This is a genomic window from Solwaraspora sp. WMMA2101, from assembly GCF_049179175.1.
Taxonomy (GTDB): Bacteria; Actinomycetota; Actinomycetes; order Mycobacteriales; family Micromonosporaceae; genus Micromonospora_E.
This window is the reverse complement of sequence record NZ_JBMHMA010000006.1, coordinates 6,110,897-6,132,173: the sequence shown is the minus strand read 5'-3', so window position 1 is coordinate 6,132,173 and position 21,277 is coordinate 6,110,897. Positions and strand designations below refer to the sequence as shown.

Annotated in this window: 25 protein-coding genes; 8 read left to right on the top strand and 17 right to left on the bottom strand. The window is 70.2% G+C overall.

Going from position 1 to position 21,277, the window contains the following annotated elements; genetic code table 11:
• Positions 1-58: 58 nt before the first annotated feature.
• Positions 59-1,129, top strand: a complete 1,071-nt coding sequence (locus tag ACN28F_RS28965; protein WP_289205618.1) for a glycosyltransferase family 2 protein — start codon at positions 59-61, stop codon at positions 1,127-1,129.
• Here the strand turns inward: ACN28F_RS28965 and ACN28F_RS28960 are convergent.
• Positions 1,126-2,673 (bottom strand): glycosyltransferase, encoded by a 1,548-nt coding sequence (locus ACN28F_RS28960; protein WP_421360672.1) that lies wholly within the window; start codon positions 2,671-2,673, stop codon positions 1,126-1,128. The two genes, ACN28F_RS28965 and ACN28F_RS28960, sit on opposite strands and share 4 nt — an antisense overlap.
• A gap of 187 nt (positions 2,674-2,860) precedes the next feature.
• Positions 2,861-3,556: a TOPRIM nucleotidyl transferase/hydrolase domain-containing protein gene (locus ACN28F_RS28955; protein WP_421360668.1), complete on the bottom strand. Its 696-nt coding sequence runs from the start codon at positions 3,554-3,556 to the stop codon at positions 2,861-2,863.
• Positions 3,557-3,732: 176 nt separating this feature from the next.
• Here ACN28F_RS28955 and ACN28F_RS28950 point away from each other — a divergent pair, with 176 nt between their 5' ends.
• The gene (locus tag ACN28F_RS28950) at positions 3,733-4,920 is read left to right on the top strand and encodes a beta-1,3-glucanase family protein (RefSeq protein ID WP_421360666.1); all 1,188 of its coding nucleotides are present in this window, start codon (positions 3,733-3,735) and stop codon (positions 4,918-4,920) included.
• A 314-nt stretch (positions 4,921-5,234) separates the two neighbouring features.
• Here ACN28F_RS28950 and ACN28F_RS28945 read toward each other — a convergent pair whose 3' ends face one another.
• A complete protein-coding gene (locus ACN28F_RS28945; protein ID WP_421360663.1) occupies positions 5,235-5,447 on the bottom strand; it encodes a hypothetical protein in 213 nt (70 codons plus the stop codon).
• Positions 5,448-5,703: 256 nt separating this feature from the next.
• On the opposite strand from ACN28F_RS28945, the gene ACN28F_RS28940 reads away from it, so the two are divergent.
• The gene (locus ACN28F_RS28940; RefSeq protein ID WP_421360660.1) at positions 5,704-6,207 is read left to right on the top strand and encodes an NUDIX hydrolase; all 504 of its coding nucleotides are present in this window, start codon (positions 5,704-5,706) and stop codon (positions 6,205-6,207) included.
• Here ACN28F_RS28940 and ACN28F_RS28935 read toward each other — a convergent pair.
• Both ACN28F_RS28935 and ACN28F_RS28930 read right to left on the bottom strand, forming a co-directional pair.
• Positions 6,188-6,589: a type II toxin-antitoxin system HicB family antitoxin gene (locus ACN28F_RS28935; protein ID WP_421360657.1), complete on the bottom strand. Its 402-nt coding sequence runs from the start codon at positions 6,587-6,589 to the stop codon at positions 6,188-6,190. The two genes, ACN28F_RS28940 and ACN28F_RS28935, sit on opposite strands and share 20 nt — an antisense overlap.
• Positions 6,580-6,792, bottom strand: a complete 213-nt coding sequence (locus ACN28F_RS28930) for a type II toxin-antitoxin system HicA family toxin (protein ID WP_416630021.1) — start codon at positions 6,790-6,792, stop codon at positions 6,580-6,582. The genes ACN28F_RS28935 and ACN28F_RS28930 overlap by 10 nt, the downstream gene beginning before the upstream one ends.
• An 85-nt stretch (positions 6,793-6,877) precedes the next feature.
• On the opposite strand from ACN28F_RS28930, the gene ACN28F_RS28925 reads away from it, so the two are divergent.
• Complete coding sequence (locus ACN28F_RS28925) at positions 6,878-7,798, top strand: aminoglycoside phosphotransferase family protein (RefSeq protein WP_421360654.1); 921 nt, start codon at positions 6,878-6,880, stop codon at positions 7,796-7,798.
• A 7-nt stretch (positions 7,799-7,805) separates the two neighbouring features.
• Here the strand turns inward: ACN28F_RS28925 and ACN28F_RS28920 are convergent, their stop codons facing one another.
• Complete coding sequence (locus tag ACN28F_RS28920; RefSeq protein WP_421360651.1) at positions 7,806-8,792, bottom strand: aminoglycoside phosphotransferase family protein; 987 nt, start codon at positions 8,790-8,792, stop codon at positions 7,806-7,808.
• A 201-nt stretch (positions 8,793-8,993) separates the two neighbouring features.
• Between ACN28F_RS28920 and ACN28F_RS28915 the strand changes: the two genes are divergently transcribed.
• From ACN28F_RS28915 to ACN28F_RS28905, 3 genes are all read left to right on the top strand, one after another.
• Positions 8,994-9,731: an ATP-binding cassette domain-containing protein gene (locus ACN28F_RS28915; RefSeq protein WP_421360649.1), complete on the top strand. Its 738-nt coding sequence runs from the start codon at positions 8,994-8,996 to the stop codon at positions 9,729-9,731.
• Positions 9,732-9,781: 50 nt separating this feature from the next.
• Positions 9,782-11,008: a hypothetical protein gene (locus ACN28F_RS28910; protein ID WP_421360646.1), complete on the top strand. Its 1,227-nt coding sequence runs from the start codon at positions 9,782-9,784 to the stop codon at positions 11,006-11,008.
• Between the two features lie 70 nt (positions 11,009-11,078).
• Positions 11,079-11,639 (top strand): hypothetical protein, encoded by a 561-nt coding sequence (locus ACN28F_RS28905; RefSeq protein WP_289205610.1) that lies wholly within the window; start codon positions 11,079-11,081, stop codon positions 11,637-11,639.
• Between the two features lie 9 nt (positions 11,640-11,648).
• On the opposite strand, the gene ACN28F_RS28900 is transcribed toward ACN28F_RS28905, so the two are convergent.
• Positions 11,649-11,849: a DUF397 domain-containing protein gene (locus ACN28F_RS28900; RefSeq protein WP_289205609.1), complete on the bottom strand. Its 201-nt coding sequence runs from the start codon at positions 11,847-11,849 to the stop codon at positions 11,649-11,651.
• Positions 11,846-12,742 (bottom strand): helix-turn-helix domain-containing protein, encoded by an 897-nt coding sequence (locus ACN28F_RS28895; RefSeq protein WP_289205608.1) that lies wholly within the window; start codon positions 12,740-12,742, stop codon positions 11,846-11,848. Before ACN28F_RS28895 ends, ACN28F_RS28900 begins: the two co-directional genes overlap by 4 nt.
• Before the next feature lie 121 nt (positions 12,743-12,863).
• Between ACN28F_RS28895 and ACN28F_RS28890 the strand changes: the two genes are divergently transcribed.
• On the top strand, positions 12,864-13,208 hold the full coding sequence (locus tag ACN28F_RS28890; protein WP_289205607.1) for a hypothetical protein: 345 nt from the start codon (positions 12,864-12,866) through the stop codon (positions 13,206-13,208).
• A 48-nt stretch (positions 13,209-13,256) separates the two neighbouring features.
• Here the strand turns inward: ACN28F_RS28890 and ACN28F_RS28885 are convergent, their stop codons facing one another.
• The 9 genes from ACN28F_RS28885 to rapZ form a co-directional block, all read right to left on the bottom strand.
• Positions 13,257-14,147, bottom strand: a complete 891-nt coding sequence (locus ACN28F_RS28885; protein ID WP_421360641.1) for a sulfotransferase domain-containing protein — start codon at positions 14,145-14,147, stop codon at positions 13,257-13,259.
• Between the two features lie 56 nt (positions 14,148-14,203).
• Positions 14,204-14,548, bottom strand: coding sequence for an RNA polymerase-binding protein RbpA (locus ACN28F_RS28880; protein WP_289205605.1), 345 nt, complete (start codon positions 14,546-14,548; stop codon positions 14,204-14,206).
• A 102-nt stretch (positions 14,549-14,650) separates the two neighbouring features.
• Positions 14,651-14,911, bottom strand: coding sequence for a preprotein translocase subunit SecG (secG, locus tag ACN28F_RS28875; protein WP_289210932.1), 261 nt, complete (start codon positions 14,909-14,911; stop codon positions 14,651-14,653).
• A gap of 154 nt (positions 14,912-15,065) precedes the next feature.
• On the bottom strand, positions 15,066-15,830 hold the full coding sequence (gene tpiA, locus ACN28F_RS28870) for a triose-phosphate isomerase (RefSeq protein WP_289210931.1): 765 nt from the start codon (positions 15,828-15,830) through the stop codon (positions 15,066-15,068).
• A gap of 35 nt (positions 15,831-15,865) precedes the next feature.
• The gene (locus ACN28F_RS28865) at positions 15,866-17,071 is read right to left on the bottom strand and encodes a phosphoglycerate kinase (RefSeq protein WP_289205604.1); all 1,206 of its coding nucleotides are present in this window, start codon (positions 17,069-17,071) and stop codon (positions 15,866-15,868) included.
• Positions 17,068-18,072, bottom strand: coding sequence for a type I glyceraldehyde-3-phosphate dehydrogenase (gap, locus tag ACN28F_RS28860; protein WP_289205603.1), 1,005 nt, complete (start codon positions 18,070-18,072; stop codon positions 17,068-17,070). Before gap ends, ACN28F_RS28865 begins: the two co-directional genes overlap by 4 nt.
• A gap of 261 nt (positions 18,073-18,333) precedes the next feature.
• Positions 18,334-19,314 carry a DNA-binding protein WhiA gene (whiA, locus tag ACN28F_RS28855; RefSeq protein ID WP_289205602.1) on the bottom strand — a complete coding sequence of 327 codons (981 nt, stop codon included), beginning with the start codon at positions 19,312-19,314 and terminating at the stop codon, positions 18,334-18,336.
• 53 nt (positions 19,315-19,367) lie between these two features.
• Entirely contained in the window at positions 19,368-20,372 is a 1,005-nt protein-coding gene (locus ACN28F_RS28850; RefSeq protein WP_289205601.1) for a gluconeogenesis factor YvcK family protein, read from the bottom strand.
• A complete protein-coding gene (rapZ, locus tag ACN28F_RS28845; protein ID WP_289210930.1) occupies positions 20,369-21,268 on the bottom strand; it encodes an RNase adapter RapZ in 900 nt (299 codons plus the stop codon). The genes ACN28F_RS28850 and rapZ overlap by 4 nt, the downstream gene beginning before the upstream one ends.
• Positions 21,269-21,277 lie beyond the last annotated feature (9 nt).

Sequence of the window (21,277 nt, the reverse complement as noted above, 5' to 3'; positions counted from 1 at the left end):
AGGACAGCCCTGCGCCATCGCCCGTAGCTGCTCAACCGCACCCATGGCAGGTCGACGCATGCTCAACACGCCCACCGTCAGCGTGGTCATCCCGACCCACGGTCGTCCGGATCTCGTCACCCGCGCCGTCCGCAGTGCGCTGGCACAAACCGTCGAGGACCTCGAAGTGATCGTGGTGGTCGACGGGCCCGACGAGGCGACCGGGGTCGCCCTCGACTCGATCGCCGACCCCCGGATCCGGGTGGTCGGCCTACCCGAACGGGGTGGCGCGCCGGCGGCCCGCAACGCCGGGGTACGGCACGCGTACGCGCCCTGGGTGGCGTTGCTCGACGACGACGACGAGTGGCTGCCCGGCAAGCTCGCCGCCCAACTCGACGTCGCCCGTACGGCGTCCGCGCCGCTGCCGGTCGTCGCGAGCCGGCTGATCAACCGGACCCCCAGGGCCGAGTTCGTCATCCCCCGCCGGCTCCCCGGACCGGACGAGCCGCTCAGTGAGTACTTCACCGTCCGACGGGGGCTGTTCCACGGTGACGGGTTCATCCAGACGTCGACGATCATGGCCCCGACCGAGTTGTTCCGCCGGGTGCCGTTCGATCCGTCGGTGCCCCGGATGCAGGAACTCGACTGGTCGCTGCGGGCGCTGAGCCACGACGACGTCGCACTCGTCTTCGCCGACGAGCCGCTGGTCATCTGGCACCAGGACGAGAACCGGCCGCGGATCAGCCTGCGTTCGCCGTGGCAGGCGCAGTTCGAGTGGCTGCAGCGCAGTCGCCCGCTGATGACCCCCCGCGCGTACGCCGCCCTCACGATGAGCGTGATCAGCTCGATGGCGGCACCGACCCGCAGCGGCAAGGTCTTCACGACGCTGCTGCGCGAGGCGCGGCGGCATGGCCGGCCGGGCCTGCTGGACTACCTCACGTTCGCGCAGATCTGGCTGATCCCGCCGGATCTGCGCCGTACCGTGCGGGACATGGTGCTCAAGCGGGGTCACCGGCCGCCGACCGCGCAACCGGGCGCCGGGCAACCAGCCGCCGCGCAGCCGACCGCCGGGCAACCAGCCGCCGGGCAACCAGCGCAACCAGCCGCCGCGCAGCCGGCGCGCCCGGCCGATCGGTCGGTCGCTTCCTAGCCGATCCTGGTGCCGCTGCGGGCGGGTACGCGCAGCGTCGCCCGTACCCGCCGCCCTGCCATCCACGCCACCACCACGGTGGCCCTGGCCAGCGACCGCACGCCCGCCACCTCGACCGTCGTCGGCACCAGGGCGGGTGCCCGGCCCCGACCGGTGAGCCGGGGCATGCCGCCCGCCAGGTCGGCCGCGTCGAACCGGGTCAGGTCGACGACGCCGACCGCCTCGGCGGTGACGTCGCGGTGCCCGTACACCGATGTCACCACGTCGAACAGCGGCTCGTCGGCGCAGCGCACCCACCGGGCCCGGCCGAGCGCGGCGGTCCGCCACAGCGCGACGCCGGCCTCCGCAACAGCGTCGGCGGTGCCGTCGGGATCGACCCGGACCACCCCGACCTGGTAGCGGTCGGCCACGTCGATCAGGCGCCGCAGCGCGTCCGGCGCCAGGCCGTACGCGGCCGGCAGGTCCAGCCGGTACGGGGTAGGAAAGACACTGGTGGGCGGCTCGGTGGCCAGTCGGACCCGTGGTTCGCCCCGGTAGGTCGCGGCGATCAGCCGCAGGTCTCGCGACGGGTCGGTGAGGACCCTCATGCGCGCGTCGTCGAGCCGGTCCCACGGGCCGACGAGAGTGATCCGGATGTCGTGTTCGGTGCCGCGCAGCACCGAGTCGACCGCCGCCCGTACCCGTTCCAGCGGTTCGTCACCGACGGCCATGACCACCTCGGCGAGCGGCACGGACCAGGACGTCCCGCCCACCTTGCGCCAGGTGCGGGGGTACGGGACCCGGTCGGCGAAGAACGGGCGGTTCCAGCGGGCGACGTCCTGGCGGGCCCGCATGACATGGGTACGCCCGAGATGCCAGCTGCGCGCGGCCGGCTCCGGCACGAACACCGCGCCTGCCTGGGCGAGGCGGTAGCCGAACTCGGTGTCCTCGCCGAGGCGCAGGTCGGCGTCGAAGCCGCCGGCCTGCTCGTACAGGTCGCGGCGCAGCGCGGCGGTCGCCCCGACATGGATCTTGAAGACGTGGTGGTCGGCGATGCGGAGCTGGTCGGTCTGGTTGATGTACCGCTCGACGTAGCTGTGCGGCTCGCTGGCCCGGTCACCGAACAGTTCCGCCGCCGCGCCCCGGTCGAGTGTCGCGGCGACCGTCTCGGCCGACGGCCACCGCCCGTCGCCGTCCGGCTCGACGAAGCGCTTGTAGCCGAGGGTCACCGCGTACGGCAGCACGTGCTGCCAGCGGACCTGGGCCGCGACATGCTCGGGGTAGACGATCATGTCGGCGTCCAGCCAGTGCAGGATCTCACCGGAGCTGTGCGCGACCCCGCAGCGCAGCGCGGCGGCCCGCCCCCAGCCGGCCACGCCGTCGGCACCGACCCGGACGATCCTCGTCCGCGCCGGCCGGACCGGGGGCAGGGTCAGCGGCGGGTCCGAGCCGTCGTCGGCCACGACGACCTCGAGCAGCTCGGGCGGGTACGTCTGCCGACTCAACGACGCCAGCGTCAGATCGAGGGTCGGCTGGCAGTTGAAGGCCGGAATGACGACGCTCACCGTCAGGGTGGGTCGCCAATCCACCAGATCGGGCGCGGCGACCGACGACCAGTCGTTTCGGACGACACGTGGGACGGTGGGTGATCCGTCTGCCTCACTCACGGGCCGAAACTAGCAGGATTCGGTAAACGCTCACCCAACTGGCGGAAGATGCTCGCGGTGTCGCCTCAGTGGCCACCGTGACGGTTCAGTGCGTGCCGACGACGGCGAGCAGCCGGCCGAGGGGCCGGGGCAGGGCATCCCGGGCAACGGCCGCCTCGACGAGCAGCCGGGCGTAACGTGACTTTCGGCGCGAGCCGCTGCCCATGAAGCGCCGCAGCTGCGCTTCGGGTCGCCGGTCGCGCCAGGCGGGCTGGCCCTGCAACGTGCGAAAGGACCCGAGGTCGCCCTGGGAGTCCAGGACGGCTTTGACCGTCTCGACGCCCAGGGCGCGGATGAGTTCGTCCTCCAGGTCGTCGACGCAGACGAAGAACCCGAGCTCGGCGAGGTCGGCCTGGGTCAGGGGTACGCCGACCCCGGCGGCGGCAAGTCCCCGCCGGACGATGTCCACCTCGGCCAGGTCGCACAGCCCGGCGAGCCGCGCCTGCGGGTGGAGTGCTCCGAGGCTGGCCAGGAATCGGCCGATCGCGTGTGCTCCGCCGATCGGCACGACCGCCACCCGTTCCGCGTCGAGATCCCGACCCAGGCCCGCCCCGGCCGTCTCCACCGCGATCTGGTCGCTGACGCCTTCGACGAGCACCAGGGCGACGGCACGGTCGATCTTCGTCAGAGCGCGGGCGGTCGCCTGGACCGGGGCGTCGGGCCCGCTGGCGTAGCCGTCGAGCACCCGGCGGGCAAGCTCACGGCGACGGGCGGCATCCATCGGCCGTTCGCCCGTCGCCATTACGGCCATCGTCGGTGACGCCCGACCCGGTCGGCAACTGGATATCGATGCCTGCCCCCCCAGGTCGCCACATCGCCGTACATCTATTGACAAACAGTGTTAACAGTAAGACTCTTCTCAGAGAGCGCTCTCTCGCCCGTCCGACCCCGTCAGACCTCCGACCAGAGGAGTCCCTCGTGGTTGTCCGAAGAAAGCTGCTGGCCGTCGCAGCCGCCCTGCTCACCGCCGTCCCGACCGGCCTCGTCGCCGCCACCCCCGCCCAGGCGATCGGCCCGGCACTGCTGCCGGTCACCGTCACCAACAGCACCGGCCGGGCCGGGTCCGTCCACCTGTACGTGATCGGCGTACAGCTCTCCTCCGGCCGCCTCGGCTACGTCAACCAGGCCGGCACGTTCATCCCCTGGTCCGGCGGGCAGATCCCACCGTCACCCGCCCCGGACGCCTCGATCGCCGGACCGGCCAACGGCACCAGCGCGACAATCCGCTTCCCGCGTGGCTTCTCCGGCCGGGTCTACTTCTCCTTCGGGGAGAAACTGAAGTTCTTCCTCACCCCGACCGGCCTGGTCCAGCCCGCCCCCTGGGCCGGCGGCGACCCCAACCGCGACATCCTGTTCGACTGGAGCGAATTCACCTACAACGACGCCGGCCTGTGGCTCAACAGCTCCCAGGTGGACATGTTCGCCGTACCGCACGCGGTCACCGTGACCGGCGCCAACGGCGTCACCAAGCGCACCGGCGACGTCGTCACGGGCGGCCGCTACGCGATCATCAACGGAATCCGCGCCCAGTCCGGCTGGGCCAACACGGTGCAGACCCGGGGCGACGGCACCGTGCTGCGGGTGCTCGCTCCGGGCAAGGCGGCCGGCGCCGGACTGTTCAGCACCACCTACCTGGACTCCTACATCACCTCGGCGTGGAACGCGTACACCAGCCGGACACTGACCGTCGTACCGTTCGGCGACCGCCCCGACGTCCGCTACTTCGGCCGGACCTCGGGCCGGGTGATGACCTTCACCAACAGCGCCGGCCAGGTCGTCGCCTCGTTCAACCGGCCCTCGTCGGCGAGCGTGTGGGGCTGCGACGGTGACCTGCCCGCCCCCAACGACCAGGTGGTCGGGCCGATCTCCCGTACGCTGTGCGCCGCGCTGAACCGTGGCACCCTCGGCACCATCCACACCCAACCCAGCACCAACGCCGCCGAGTTCTACCGCAGCAACCCGACCAACCAGTACGCCCGGATCATCCACGCCAACATGCGCGACGGGAAGGCGTACGCCTTCGCCTTCGACGACGTCGGCGCCTTCGAGTCCCTCGTCCACGACAGCGACCCCCGCGCCGCCGGAGTGGTGCTCAGCCCGTTCTGACCGGGCCTCTCCCCCGCCTCGGTCCGGGTGCGCCGGCACGCCACCGGCGCACCCGTCCAGGGCGGTGCCTTCGGCGGGGCGACGGCCGGCCCAGCCGTGATCCACTACGCGCCATCGACACGACACGCCGACGGCATGTCAGCTCACGCGCATCCGATCGGTCACCGGCAGATGGAGCGGACTACCACCTCATCCGGTTGACCACAGCTGTTCGAGCACCTTGTTGACGGCGTCGGGCTGCTCGCGGTGGGGCTCGTGCGCGGCACCGCGGACCCGGACGAGGCGAGCTCCGATCCGGTCAGCGACCGTCGCCGCTACTTCTCCATCACCTGCGCCATGCCGGGCCGGTAGCCGCCGGGGACCGTACCCCAGTCGCCGACGATCACCAGCTTCGCGAATGCGGCATCCGCCAGCGGCTGGGTCGCCAGATTCGCGAGCCAGCATGGACGTTCGTTCAGGGCGGTCCGGGCCGCCCGTTCCAGCCAGTCCGCCGGCTCAGGGCGCGGCTGCCCGGCCGGGTAAACCAAGTCGAGATACTGCTGTGCGGTCCACCGGCGGGCACCAGACATGAATTCACGCGCGTCCTGGACCGCTGCGGCTGAGCGTGCCGTGGATCAGAATCGCGGGTGCCGCTGCAGCCGGACCATCCCAGATCGTCACGTTCACCGGCGCACGCACGTGGAAAACGTACAGCGACGATAGCTTTCTGCGCTCGCAGCCCTTGTGAAGGGTGACCGCCAAGGCAACCCGTCGTGATACCTCACGGCCGTGCACGATGTACCGATGAGGCCCTACACACGGATCCGCGTCGCTGGATACGTCGTCCGGACCACCGGCAGCGGTGCGCAACTCCTGGTCTTCGACCACATCGACTTCCCCGACGCCGGCACTCAGGTGCCCGCTGGCGGTGTGCAGCCCGGCGAGGAGCTACACGACGCGGTGCTTCGCGAAGTCACCGAGGAGACCGGCCTGACCGACATAACCGTGGTCCGAGAGATCGGAATCGAGCACAAACCGCATCCCGAGACCGGTCAACCTCGCCACACCACCTACTTCCACCTGCAGGCCCCGGACTACACCCCCGATGCCTGGCAGCACACGGTGACCGGCATGGGGACGGACCGCAGGCTGCGGTTTACCTGCCGATTCGTCCCGCTGCCCCTGCGAGCCCACCTCGCCGATCACCAGGACGCGCTACTCGGCAGCATCGACCGTCGATGGACCACACGGACCGACCCCCCGCCTGCGTCAAGTCGGGCGACCGAACTTATGCCGCCGATGACGTAGGGGTAGTGGTGTTCCGTGCGGCGATCTGCGAAATACGTTGGGGTGACAGTCCGAGAAGTGCGCCTGCATCCCGGACGGTATAGCCGTCACGTAGAAGCGCCAGCACCGCTGTTGCGGTCGCCCGTTCAGCCTTCTCGTCGGCGTCCTGGGCTGCCCGCCTGGCGTCCAAAGCTACCGAAACCATACCGGGAAGTTCAGGACGGACATCGACTTCCACCCTGTCCGGGTCGATGTCCAGCAGCAACGCGATCGCTTCTCGAGCCATCGCAGCGACCTGGTCGAGTCGCCGCGCCTGGGTGTGCACGCCCTTGAGTTCAGGCACGCTGATGGCCCACCAGTTGCCGACCCGCCGGCAAACCACGGAGTAGGTCGTCACTTCCACCAATCCTCCCCGAGTTGATCGTCGAGATCGCTCATGATGCCCCGTGCCGTGTATTCGTTGATTTCCCGATGTCGGGGTATCACAACCTTCTGACCGCCACACCGAAAGATGGAGTGACTCCCGCCTTCACGAAGCAGCTCGAACTCCTTGCCGGCCTCAGCTGCCGCCGTGCCGATCTTCTTAATTAGGTCAACCCGCTTCACGCAGCCTAGCCTAGCCCGATAGACAGATCAAGTAAATCATACTAGACGCCAACTCGGACCACCGATGCGACTACTGTTACTCCCCGTGGACCACGTCGAGGTCAAGATCACCGCGGAGCTGATCCGGGACCTGCTCCGCGATCAGTGTCCCGACCTCGCCGACCGGCCGATTCGGCTGGTCGCGCGCGGCTGGGACAACCAGATGTGGCGCCTCGGTGACGACCTCGCTGTCCGGTTGCCCTGGGCGACCGTCACCGCCGACATGTTGCTGTACAAGGAGTACGCCTGGCTACCCGCGCTGGCGCCGTACCTGCCGCTGCCGGTTCCCGTACCGCAGCGGCTCGGCGAGCCATCTGAGCGTTTCCCTCGGCCCTGGCTCGTCACCACCTGGGTCCCGGGTGCCCCCGCCGACCTTGCCCCGATCACCCGTGCCCGCGACGCGGCCCAGTCCCTGGCAGCGTTCCTGACCGCACTGCACCAACCCGCTCCTGACGGCGCACCCACGGGCAGCGGCAGCGGCCGGGGCGGGTCGTTGACTGACCACACCGACCAGTTCATCCGTGGACTCGCCGAGGTCACCGAGCGCGGGCTGCTCGACGACCCGGAGGCCGTCCAGGCTGTCTGGCGGGACGCGGTCGCCGCCCCCGAATGGTCGGGTCCAGCGCTGTGGCTGCACGCCGACCTGCATCCGGCCAACGTCCTGACAGCCGACGGCACCATCTGCGGTGTCATCGACTTCGGTGACCTCTGTGCGGGCGACCCGGCGTCCGACCTCGCCGCCGGGTGGATCCTGCTTCCGGACGACAGCATCGACCACCTCTACGCGGCGTACCAGCCGATTCTGGACGCCGCGACGAAGCGCCGCGCTCGTGGCTGGGCGATGGCCCGCGCGCTCAGTGGAATCCTCATCGGCGACGCCGGGTTGCACGGCCGGCCCGGCGGCAAGCAGACGTGGGGTCCGCCCGCCCACGCCGCGCTACGCCGTCTCATCGCCACGATCGACTGACCGCAGTTCAGTCCTGGTGCAGTAGGGCGTGGGCGATAGCGCGGTCCGGCGCGCTGTGCCACGCCGGGCCGCCGGCTCCGGACTCCCAGAGCAGGTTCTGCAGTACGCGCCCCAACGTCCAACCGACCGCCCGTTGCCGGTCGACACCCAGTATCTCGGTCATCAGGTCGAAGCGTCGCAGGACCGCACGCGGCACGTCGCCGGTGGCGGCCACGTCGTCCCAGCGGTTGTGCAGGGCGGGGAGAAGCTCGAAGCAGGGGTCGCCGGCGAGTGGTTTCGGGTCGATCGCCAGCCACGGCTCCCGACTGTCGGACGAGGCCGAGCCGAACCCGGACGGGTCGGTCCGGGACGCGAGGACGTTGTCGTAGTGCAGATCCCAGTGCAGCAGCCGGTCACCGGCCTCCGGCAGCAGCTCCTCGACAGCCGCCGCGCACCGCCGGACCAGCGGATGGTCGGCGGCGGACAGTCGTGCCAGCGCCTGCGGCACCCGGTCGAGCATGCCGGCTGCGACGTCGGCGAGGCGACGTACGTCGGGCGGGGCGGCGATCGAGGTCAGCCGGGCGAGGAGCTGGCTGAGGATCCGCAGCGCGGTCAGATCATCGGGTACGGCGGCGAGGGTACGGCCGGCGTCGAGGCGTTCCAGCAGCATCGTGCCGGAGCGTGCGTCGTGCCGTAGGAGTCGGACAGCGCCGTCGCCGTCCCACGTCCGCAGCGCCACCGGCTCGCCGACGGTCTCCTCGTCGATCGGCTGCAGTTTCAGCATGGCCGGGGACCCGTCGGCCTGTACGACGGGCAGCACGAGGGCGATCGCGCCGCAGCTCGCCGGCCCGTCAGGGCGCAGCCCCCACCCGTCCATGGTGGCTGCCGCCAGGTGCGGCAACGCCGCGATCCAGGCCCGCCCGGCGTCGCCGAAGTAGGTGCCGTGGGATGCGGCCAGCTCCGCCGGGACCACGAAGGCCGATCCGCCGGCATCGCCTGTGCTGTCCGAAGTCATGAACCGAGCTCGCGCGAAGTCACATTCAGCCATGTCGCCTCCTGACCGAGACGATTGTCTCCCGACGGGTCTATCCTGCCAGGGTCAACGTGCCTACTGTGGCCGGTCCGACAGCCCGGCCTGGTTCGGCGCGAATCCAGGGAGCCAGTATTTGCTCTGCCAATCCTCGGACCTGTGATTGCGAGTCGCCAGGTGACGATCGTGCTCGATGCGCTGACCCAGGGCTATGGGAAGTCGACCATCATCGACAACCTCAGCGTCACACTGCAGCCCGGGATCACCGCGCTGTTGGGCCCCAACGGCGCGGGGAAGACAACCTTGCTGCGGACGCTGGCAACCGTCATGCCACCACGCAACGGCCGAATCCACATCGACGACGTCGAGATCGACGACGAGCGGTCGGCCCGCAAGATCAGGGACCGCATCGGCTATCTACCGCAGGACTTCGGGTTCGACCCGCTGATGAAGGTCGTCGACTTTGTGACCTACGCGGCCTGGATGCGTGGGGTGCCGGCGGGCCAGTGGCGGCAAGCGGTCGACGAGACGTTGAAGATGGTCGACCTGGCTGACCGACGCCGCTCGAGGATGCGCAGTCTCTCCGGCGGCATGCGCCAGCGCGCCGGCATCGCCTGGGCGATCGTCGGACGTCCTCGGGTGGTGCTGCTCGACGAGCCCACCGTCGGCCTGGACCCACGCCAGCGACTCCAGTTCCGCAAGATCATCGCAGAGTTACGGGACACGGTGGTAGTGCTCAGCACCCACCTCATCGACGACGTCGCGGCGGTCTGCGACCGGGTGATCGTGATGCACGGTGGATCGGCACAGTTCGACGGTTCGGTGGCCGAGTTGGCGGCGCTGGGCCACGATGGGCTCCCTGGGCACTCCCCGCTGGAGCGGGCGTACATGCATCTGCTGCCCGAAGGAGAGCGAATCCTGTGAGCGGGCTGTGGTTGCACGTCCGGAACTCTCCGGTCCGGTGGGCGTTGCCAGTGTTCGTCGCCATCGAACTGGCGGTGCTGTTCCTCCGCAACCGCCACTGGATCGGCGTCTGGCCGGAGACCGGCGCGGCAGCGCTGGCTCCCGCGTACCTGCTCGGTGTGGTCGGTGCCGGTGCGGCGGCGTGGGCAGCGAGCGCGCCGAAGCGACACCGGATCGTGGAGCAGCTGACGGCCTCGCGCTTTCATCCGGCCCGGCTGGAGGCGAACCGGCTGGGCGCTACTGTCGTCGTCCTGTTGGTTCCGTACCTGGTCGGTCAGGCCGTCGCCTTCATGATCACGGCTCGGACGTTTCCACCCGGCGTGCATCTTTGGTTGGGCTACGCCCTCCTGGGAATCTTCGTGATTCTGGCCTCGACCGCACTGGGCTGGGCGTGCGGGAAGTTGCTCGGCTCGATGTTCGCCGCGCTGACGGCGGCACTGGGATTCCTGTTTCTGACCGCGTTTCTCGACCGGTTCGGATTCGTCGTCATCTCCGGCCGGCCGGAGATGACGGTCGACCCGGGAGCACTCACCCTACGGCTGGCGTCGGTCATCGTCCTGCTGCTGATGCTGCTCTGCCTACCGGCTTCCCATGCGCTGCGACGGCGGAGGACCCTGCTGCTGGTCCCTGCGGTGTTACCGCTCGTCGTGGCCCTGGTCGCCACAGATGCGGTGACCGACCGGAAGCAACCAGGAGAAGACGTGGCGTGCGTCGAAGGCACGACCACCTTGTGCATCTGGCCGGAGCACGAGAAGTACCTTCCCCAGCTGCGGGAGGTAAGCGCGCGGATCGATCTGCTGCCGGAAAGCTTCGTCCGCCCGCCACGCATCAATCAGGCCGGTATACAGAAAGCCTGGATTCGCTTGCCCGACGGGCAGTGGCACCTCAGCTACAATGGAGCACCGCCGATTTTCTACATTTTCGAGGGAAGTTCGTGGTCCTTCTCAGGCGACATCGGTACGGCGATAATTTCCTCGACTTTCAAGTTTGATTCCTGCGACTGGAACGATCTGAGCCCGCCCGACCGGAGGCAATTCGAGGCGCTTGGAGCCTGGCTGGAGGCGTATCTGGCCGGGGAGAGCAGCCCGGACTACCAGACCAACGCACCTGCGGACAGGCAGGAAGCCTGGTCGGATGGACGCGAAATCGCCAACGGCGACTCCCTGTCCGATCAGTTTCGATGGGCGGACGAAGAGGTGAAGTACATTCATGGGCACTACTGCCAGCCGGGACGTTGAGGTACCCACAGTCGCCGTACCGGTCAGGCTGTTTCTTTCGGTTCGGCCGGCACGTACCGTCCTCGCCGGCATGGTCCTGCTGGGTGCGCTCGTGACCTGGTTCGGCATGGTCGAGGCACCGCTACCTCAGGCGGCCGAACACGACACGGCGTTCGTCCCAATGTGGCGGCTGCTCGTCATGGGTGCCGCTGTCCTGCCGGTCATCGGGCTGGCTAGTCCCCTCGCGGGCCTGGAGCTGGCAGCCACCCGACGGCTACGGTCCATGCAGCGGTTCTACCTCGCCGGGTTGGGCACCGGATCCGCAGTGATTTTCCTGGGCATCTCCGCACTGACCACGCCGCCGGCCGTCGTTGCGGTCATGGCGCGGGGGTGGATCGCCTGGTTCGGCCTGGCGCTGCTCGCCGGAGCGGTCCTCGGCTGGCGGCTGGCCTGGACGCTGCCCTCGGTCGTCGCCGTCGTCCTGTGGTACTGGGGGTTCGGCGGCAACGATCAGTACCGGTGGTGGGAGTTCAGCGCCCGGCCGTACGACGATGTGCCCAGCCTCGTGCTCAGCGCCGCGCTGTTGGGTGCCGGGCTGGCCGCCTACACCGCGACTCCGTGGCGCAGGCGGCGGTTGATGTTCTGGCGATAGCCGCAGACGCTACGAGCCCGGCGCGGCGGTCTTGAGGGTGGTGAGGAAGCCGGTCCAGGCGGCCGGGTCGAAGGCGAGCGCCGGGCCGCTGACGTCCTTGGAGTCGCGTACGCCGATGGTGTCGGCACCGAGGCGGACCTCGACGCAGGCGGCGTTGTCGGAGCTGCGGGAGGACTTGAACCAGCCGTCTGCCGGGGCGTGCTCGGTCATTCCATCTCCTGGGCGACCTGGCGGATCAGGGCGAGGGACTCCTCGGAGTTTAGCGCCCGTTCCAGCGTCTCACCGAAGGTGATTGTGTAGTCGGCGACCCGGCTCGACTGGTCGATGATGTCGCTGGAGGTCAGCACCTCCTGCCAGACCAGGTCCGGCACCCGGGCCGACGGGAACGACAGGATCTGGAACGGCCCGCCGAGCGCCGGGTAGGCACCGGCCGAGAACGGGACGATGTGCACCCGGATCTGCTCCGGGTGCCGGGTCATCAGGTCGGCCAGGTGGTCGAGCTGGGCACGCATCACTTCGGGGCCGCCGACCTGCTGGCGGATGGTGCTCTCGCCGAAGATCGCGGTGACGCGCAGCGGTGGGTCCTCAGTGAGCCGGCGTTGCCGGGCCATCCGCACCTCGACACGCTGCTCGGTCTCGGTGAGCCGGACGTAGGTGTTGCCACCGCGCAGGATCGCGCGGGCGTACGCCTCGGTCTGCAACAGGCCGTGGACGATCTCGTTCTGGTAGGTGCGGACGTGGTCGGCACCGGCCTCGTAGCCGAGGAAGCGCAGGAACTCGGCCGGGAAGAGCTGCTTGTACGTGTGCCACCAGGCGCGGGCCATCGCGCCGACCCGCAGCGCTTCCAGCTCGGTCGCCTCCTGGTCGTCGATCTCGTAGATCTTGACGAGCTGGGCGAGCCGGTCAGCCGGGAGTTTGACCTTGCCGATCTCCACTCCGGAGACGTACGCCTGGGTGATGCCGCTGCTGCGGCCGACGCCGACGGCGGTCATGCCCAGCTCCTCGCGGCGCTCGCGTAGCCGGATGCCGAGCTCCATGGCCTGCACGGTGGGCGACATGGCGGGGTTGGCGGGTGCCTTGCGGGTCCTCGGTGCACGTGCCATCGGTGGCCTCCCTCGCGATTGGATGGTGACCACGACATCACACCAGGCGATCATGAACAACACAAGGGGTTGATATAAGCAAGTTTTAGCGCGATGCTTCGTTCACCGCAGCATCCGAACAATGATCATGGAGGACACAGTGGCCGGACAACTGGCGTGGGTGGACGGTGAGCAGCGCGAACGGTACGGATTCTCGCTGTGCCGGGTGGTCGACCCCGGTGGCGCCGACGAACGTTACGACCTGCTCGGCGTCATCGAGGTGCCGTACGACGAGCGCCACCCCGACCGCGTCGCCGACCAGCTCCACCCGTGGGCGGTCGCCACCCTGCGGGCCGGCGGGTACGGCTTCGGCCACTACCTCGCCGAGCTGACCGGCCTCGACAGCAACGGCGAACCGTGGCACCACATCCGCAACGCGCCCATCAGCTGGTCCGGCACGACCGTACTGGTGCCGGCCGCAGACTGACCGCCGTCGACCCGGCGACGGCCAGCAGCGGCTGTCAACCTGCGGCTGTCACTGCGACGCGTCGAGCGCGCGAAGCGACTCCTCCCGGCTCGGGTAGCCACAGCGCGCGACAAGGTCGCCGGTGGCCGCGACGAAGGCGTCGTGGATGTCGTCGTCGAAGTGGTTGAGCCAGTCCCCCGCTTTGCCCTTGCGGTAGTGGGCGGTCGGGCCGGCCTCGCGGCGCTTCTTCCGCATCCGGGAGAAGCCGTGCCGGTCGAGCAGCGCGGTCAACGCGGCTGGGGGGATGGTGATGCCGCAGTGCCGTAGCAGCTGATCGAACTCGTCCGCCTGCCGCTCGCCGACGAGGTCCTCGTAGCGGAACAGCGCAACGGTCTCCGTGCTCGGCGCGACCACCCACGAACGCATGGCGGAGAAGAGGTTCACCTTCGTCAGGTGGTCGATGACGTACAGCAGGCCTTCCTTGGCGGGCAGCTCCTGCAGGACCTTGCGGTGCAGCAGGACGTCGCCCATCGGGGTGTGGGAGCTGCGCAGCGAGAAGTAGCTCGACACGACGACGTCACGCGGGTCCCGCAGGATGAAGAACGCCCGGTACTTCTCCGGCTTGGGCAGGTCGTCGAACCCGTAGCGGGAGATGAACAGCGAGGAAACGATCCGGCCGGTCGGAACGGCGTTCGGGTAGCGCCGTCGGCTGACCCGCTGATCAAACGGCAACAATCCCGAATAGCGATAGACCACCGGGTCGCTGAGCAGCGATTTCACCCACTGACTGGCGGTCTTGCGCACCGTGCAGTGGTACACGTTGTCGTATTCGCACCGGGCGGCCACCGGGACCGTGAGACGACTTTTCGCGTTCTGCGTCTCCAGCATGGCCCACCGCGCGGCCACCCGCACCGAATCGGGCGTGTGATGCTTGGCGTACGTCAAGGTCTGGTTGATCAACGTGGTGTCCCCTGGTCCGCGCCGAGGCAGGAAAACTCAGCAGGAGCGTACCGTGATCAGCGTTCGCCCCGGCGGGCGCGGACCGCCGCGAGTGCCTCGGCGAGGATGGCCTCACCGTCGGCCTCGCTGCGGCGCTCCTTGACGTACGCCAGGTGCGACTTGTACGGCTCGGTTCGCGGCCGGGCCGGCGGGTTCTGCTGGTCCTGCCCGGCGGGCAGGCCGCAGCGCGGGCACTCCCAGGTCTCCGGGGTGGCCGCGTCCACCGCAAGGCTGATCTGCACCGCGTGGTCGTTGGCGCACCAGTAGGTCGTCTGCCGCCGGGGTGCGGGCTGGGCCCGCTCGGTCGGCCGGGCCGGGCTGGCACCGATCCGGCTGCCCCGGATCGTGTGGGCACTCGCCATGAGGTCGCTCCTGTCGTCGGAAGGGGGGTGGAGCGGATGCGACAAAGAAAGCGCGACCCGTATCAACGGGCCGCGCGAAATCTTACGACGGGCAGCGACGAATCACACACCCGTGGCCATCGCGACCTTGAGCCACAGGCCCAGGCCGACGATGCAGGCGAACCACACGATGCCGGCCAGTACGGTGTACCGGTCGAGGTTCTTCTCGGCCACCGACGACCCGGCGAGGCTGGTACTCACGCCACCGCCGAACATGCTCGACATGCCGCCGCCCTTGCCCTTGTGCAGCAGGATCAGCATGGTGAGCATCACGCTCGTGATCACCAGCAACACGATCAATACGTAGGCGAACTCGATCGGCATGGTAGCGGTCAGTCCTCTCATGACGGTCGCCGTGGTCCCGGGGGACGAACCAGGCGAGCCCGTGCGGCGGCGGAGCACGGGCTCACCAAGGATAGCGGGCCGCGTACCCGGGTGCCGACCGGCTCCGGGGCCGACATGCCCCGGAGCCGACCGGTCAACGCTTCACGTGCTCCGGAAACCGGACGATCTGGGCGAACTCCTCGGCGTCCAGGCTGGCTCCGCCGATCAGTGCGCCGTCGACGTCGACCTCGGCCATGATCGCGGCGATGTTCGCCGCCTTGACCGAGCCGCCGTACAGGATCCGGGTCTGGTCGGCGGTGGCCTGGTCGTACGACTCGGCCAGCCGGGCCCGGATCGCGCCGCAGACCTCCTGGGCGTCCGCCGGGGTGGCGGTCTTGCCGGTGCCGATGGCCCAGACCGGCTCGTACGCGATGACGACCTTGACCACCTGCTCGGCGGTCAACCCGGCCAGCGCGGCGTCGACCTGGTCGCGGCAGTGCGCGACGTGGCCGCCGGCCTCCCGCACGTCCAGTCCTTCGCCGACGCACAGGATCGGGGTGATCCCGTTGGCCAGCGCGGCGGCCACCTTGGCCTTGACCACCGCGTCGTCCTCGTTGTGGTAGGCCCGCCGCTCCGAGTGGCCGACGGTGACGTACTGGCAGCCCAGCTTCGCCAGCATCGCCCCGGAGATGTCACCGGTGTAGGCACCACCGGCGTACGGCGACAGGTCCTGGGCGCCGTAGCCGATCACCAGCTTGTCGCCGTCGATCAGCGTCTGCACGCTGCGCAGCGCGGTGAACGGCGGCAGCACCGCCACCTCGACGTCGGTCAGCTGCTGCTCGTTCAGGCTGAACGCCAGCTTCTGGACCAGCGCGATGGCTTCCAGGTGGTTGAGGTTCATCTTCCAGTTGCCGGCCATCAGCGGCCGGCGGGCAACGGTCTCAGGCACTGCTCTCACTTCTCCAGGGCGGCGATGCCGGGAAGGGTCTTGCCCTCCAGGTACTCCAGCGAGGCGCCCCCGCCGGTCGAGATGTGCCCGAAGGCGGACTCGTCGAGGCCGAGGGTGCGCACCGCGGCCGCCGAGTCGCCGCCGCCGACGACGGTGAAGCCGTCGACCTTGGTGATCGCCTCGGCGACACCCCGGGTACCGGCGGCGAACGGTGCCAGCTCGAACACGCCCATCGGGCCGTTCCAGAAGACCGTGTGCGCCCCGGCCAGGGCTTCGGCGAAGGCGGCGACGCTGCGCGGGCCGATGTCCAGGCCGAGCCGGTCGGCCGGGATCGCGGCGGCGTCGACCACGTCGTGGTCGGCGGCGGCGGCGAACGCGGTGGCGGCCACCACGTCGACCGGCAGCACGATCTTGCCGGCGGCCCGCTCCAGCAGGTCACGGCAGGTGTCGACCATCTCGGTCTCCAGCAGCGACCTACCGACCTCGTGGCCCTGGGCCTTGAGGAAGGTGAAGCACATGCCACCGCCGACCAGTAGCTTGTCGACGGTCGGCAGCAGCGCCTCGATCACGGCGAGCTTGTCGGAGACCTTCGAGCCGCCGAGCACCACCACGTACGGCCGCTCCGGCGCGCCGGTCAGCTTGCCGAGCACCTCGACCTCGCGGTGCACCAGCAGGCCGGCGACGTGCGGCAGCCGCGCCGGTACGTCGTACACGCTGGCGTGCTTGCGGTGCACGGCGCCGAACGCGTCGTCGACGTACGCGTCGGCGAACGCCGCCAACTGGTCGGCGAAGGCACCCCGCTCGTCGGCGTCCTTGCTGGTCTCCCCCGGGTTGAACCGCAGGTTCTCCAGCAGCGCGACCTGGCCGCCGGTCAGGCCGGCGACGGTGGCCTGCGCCGAGTCGCCGACGGTGTCGGTGGCGAACGCGACCGGCGTACCGAGCAGCTCGCCGAGGCGGGCGGCGACCGGCGCCAGGGTGTACTTGGGGTCCGGGGCACCCTTGGGCCGACCCAGGTGGGAGCAGACCACCACGGCCGCACCGGCGTCACGCAGCGCGGTCAGGGTGGGCAGCACCGCCCGGATCCGGCCGTCGTCGGCGATGACCCCCGGGTTGTCCTTCTCGAAGGGGACGTTCAGGTCGGCGCGCAGCAGCACGCGCCGACCCGACACACCCTCGGCGAGAAGATCGTCGAGAGTGGCTACCTGGCTCACAGGGACGCGCCCACCAGCTTGACCAGGTCCACCAGACGGTTGGAGTAGCCCCACTCGTTGTCGTACCAGCCGACGACCTTGACCTGGTCGCCGATCACCTTGGTCAGGCCGGAGTCGAAGATGCACGACGCCGGGTCGGTGACGATGTCGGCCGACACGATCGGGTCCTCGGTGTAGGTGAGGATGCCGGCGAGGGGGCCCTGCGCGGCGGCCTTGACCGCGGCGTTGACCTCTTCGACGGTGGTCTCCCGGCCGACGGTGACGGTCAGGTCGGTGGCCGAGCCGGTCGGGATCGGCACCCGCAGCGCGTAGCCGTCCAGCTTGCCCTTGAGCTCCGGCAGCACCAGGCCGATCGCCTTGGCCGCACCGGTCGAGGTCGGCACGATGTTCAGCGCGGCGGCACGGGCCCGACGCAGGTCGGAGTGCGGGCCGTCCTGCAGGTTCTGGTCCTGGGTGTACGCGTGGATCGTGGTCATCAGGCCACGCTCGATGCCGAACGTGTCCTGCAGCACCTTGGCCATCGGGGCGAGGCAGTTGGTGGTGCAGGAGGCGTTCGAGATGATCGTGTGCTTGGCCGGGTCGTACTGGTCGTCGTTGACGCCGAGCACGACGGTGAAGTCCTCGTTCTTGGCCGGAGCCGAGATGATGACCTTCTTGGCGCCGCCGTCGACGTGCGCCTTGGCCTTGGTGGCGTCGGTGAAGAAGCCGGTGGACTCGATCACCACGTCGGCGCCGAGGTCGCCCCAGGGCAGCTTGGCCGGGTCCCGCTCGGCGAGCGCCTTGATGGTGTGGCCGCCGACGGTGATCTCGTCACCGCTGGCCTTCACCTCGTACGGCAGCCGGCCCAGGATGCTGTCGTACTTGAGCAGGTGCGCGGTGGTCGCGGTGTCGCCCAGGTCGTTGAAGGCGACGATCTGGATGTCCGCGCCGGAGGCGAGGACCGCCCGCGTGAAGTTACGGCCGATACGGCCGAAGCCGTTGATGCCAACCCGGATGGTCACAGGTCCCATCTCCTTGCTTCTCGCCCGTCCGGGCAGGAGCCGGACGGATTGGTGTGCGCCGACCGCGTGGCGGGCCGGGCGCCGATCAGATGATCCGGCCGGTCACGCCGCAGCCGTACGCGGCTCGGGCGGGACACCCGAGGCGGTGGTCGCGGCGGGAGAGCCGGGTGCCGGCCCCGTCGCCGTACACTGCGACCCTATCCGAGAAGCCCGTGCCGCGTTGCGCCGGGGCGTCCCGTCACCCGGTTTCACAACAGGTGTTCACCCGACGAGCATCTCCGCCGTCACCGCATCCTCGGTGTCCGGAATGCCCAGGTCGCGGGCCCGCTTGTCGGCCAGGGCGAGCAGCCGCCGGATCCGCCCGGCGATCGCGTCCTTGGTCAGCGGCGGATCGGCCAGCGCCCCCAGCTCCTCCAGCGACGCCTGGCGGTGCTCCAGACGCAGCCGCCCGGCCGAGGTCAGGTGCCGGGGCGCGTCGTCGGCGAGGATCTCCAACGCCCGGGTGACCCGGGCGGCGGCGGCGACCGCCGCCCGCGCCGAGCGGCGCAGGTTGGCGTCGTCGAAGTTGGCCAGCCGGTTCGCGGTGGCCCGCACCTCCCGGCGTACCCGCCGCTCCTCCCAGGCCAGCACGCTGGCGTGCGCGCCGACCCGGGTGAGCAGCGCGGCGATCGCGTCACCGTCCTTGACCACGACCCGGTCGACCCCGCGCACCTCGCGGGCCTTGGCGGTGATGCCGAGCCGGCGGGCCGCGCCGACCAGCGCCAACGCCGACTCCGGACCCGGGCAGGTGATCTCCAAGGCGCTGGAGCGGCCCGGCTCGGTCAGCGAGCCGTGCGACATGAACGCCCCCCGCCAGGCCGACACCGCACAGCAGACGTTGGCCGAGACCAGGTGCGGCGGCAGGCCACGGACCGGGCGGCCCCGCACGTCGAGCAGCCCGGTCTGGCGGGCCAACGCCTCACCGTCCTTGACCACCCGGATGATGTAGTGGTTGCCCTTGCGCAGCCCACTGGGGCTCAGGACGTGGATCTCACTCGGGTAGCCGTACACGTCGGCCACCTCGCGCCGCAGCCGGCGGGCGACGGAGTTGGTGTCCAGCTCGGCTTCGACGACGACCCGGCCGGCGACGATGTGCAGCCCGCCGGAGAACCGCAGCAGCGCCGCCATCTCGGCGCGGCGGCAACACGGCTTGGGTACGTCGACCCGGCTGAGCTCGTCCTTGACGGCAGCGGTCATCGCCATAGTCATTCACCTCACGGGGGCCGGGTTGACGGCGGGTACCGATACGTACGTGCTTAACGAGCGGAGCCCAGGACAGGCACCAGGGCGGCACCCAACGCGACCGGATCGTGCCGGGGGCTGCCGTCGGCGACCGCCAGCGGGGCGAGCGTCAAACGCGCACCCAGCGATTCTGCCGCACGGGCCACCGGGTCGGGATCGCCCACCGCCACGCCGTCGGCGAGGACGGTGTCGACCCGCAGCTGTGGCAGGTACCAGCTGAGCGCCGCCAGGTGGTCGGCGACCGACAACCCGAGGGTCTCCTTCTCGGCGGCCAGGTTCAGGGTGACCAGGCGACGGGCCGGGCTGGCCACGATCGCCGCCGCCAGATCCGGCACCAGCAGGTGCGGAATGACGCTGGTGTACCAGCTGCCCGGACCGAAGATCAGCCAGTCGGCGGCCTCGACCGCCGCGATCGCCGGCCGGCAGGCGGTCGGCGTCTTGGGCAGCAGCCGCACCGATTCCACCCGGCCCCGGGTCACCGCCACCGCGTGCTGGCCCCGGACGGTGACCACCTCGGTGGGTCGGCGGGGATCACCGCCGCGCACGTCGGCCTCGATCGCCACCGGGTCGCAGGACATCGGCAGCACCCGCCCGGTGGCACCGAGCAGCCGGCCGACGTGGTCGAGGGCCGCAACCGGGTCGCCGAGCAGCTCCATCAGGCCGCAGAGCACCAGGTTGCCGACGGCGTGCCCGGTGAGCGGATCGACGCGCTCACCCGGCGCCTCGCCCGGCACCGGCACGAACTCGCCCGGCACCGGCACGAACCGGTGCTGGAACAGCTCGGCGGTCAACTGTTCGGCGGGGTCCGGCCCCGCCAGGGCGGCCAGCGCCTGCCGCAGGTCGCCGGGGGGCAGGGCCCCCCGGTCGGCCCGGAGCCGGCCACTGGATCCGCCGTCGTCACCGACGGTCACCACAGCGGTCACGGCCAGGTCCAGGCCGGCGGCGGCGTGCCGCAGGCCACGCAGCGAGGCGGCCAGCCCGTGCCCGCCGCCGAAGGCCACCACCCGCAGTGCGGTCACTCGCGCCCCAGGTCGCGGTGTTGCGCGTTGACCGACAGCCGGGCCTGACGCAGCCGTACGGCGAGTTCCTCGGCGATCGCCACGCTGCGGTGCTTGCCGCCGGTGCAGCCGACGGCGACGGTCAGGTACCGCTTGCCCTCGCGTTCGAACCCGGCGGTGGTGGCGTTGATCAGCTCGGCGTAGTTGCGGACGAAGTCGTCGGCACCGGCCTGGCTGAGCACGTACCCGCTGACCGAGGCCTCCCGGCCGGTGTACTCGCGCAGCTCCGGCACCCAGTACGGGTTGGGCAGGAACCGCGCGTCGATGACGAAGTCGGCGTCCGGCGGCAGGCCGTACTTGAACCCGAAGGACAGCACGGTGACCCGCAGCCGGCGGGCGTCCTCGCCGGCGAACAGCTCCTCGACCCGCCGGCGCAGCTGGTTCTCGTTGAGGTGCGAGGTGTCGATGATCACGTCGGCCTGGTCGCGTGCCTCGGCGAGCAGCTCCCGCTCGGCGGCGATCCCGTCGGCCAGCCGCCCGTCGCCCTGCAACGGATGGGACCGCCGGACGCTTTCGAACCGGCGGATCAGCACGTCGGCGGCTGCGTCGACGAAGACCACCCGGGGCTGGTAGCCGCGCTCCTTCAGGGCCCGGATCGCCCCGGCGAGGTCGGTGGAGAACGCCCGGCTGCGCACGTCGAGCACCATGGCGGTCCGCCGGGCCGCGCCACCGGCGCGCATCGCCAGCTCGGCCATGTCCAGCAGCAGAGCCTGTGGCAGGTTGTCCACCACGTAGTAGCCGACGTTCTCCAGCGCACGGGCGACGGTGGACCGGCCGCCGCCGGACACCCCGGTCACCACCACCAGCCGGGCCTCGTTCTGCTCGGCGCCCGGTGCGGCCGGCTCGCCGTCGTGCACGGCGCTGCC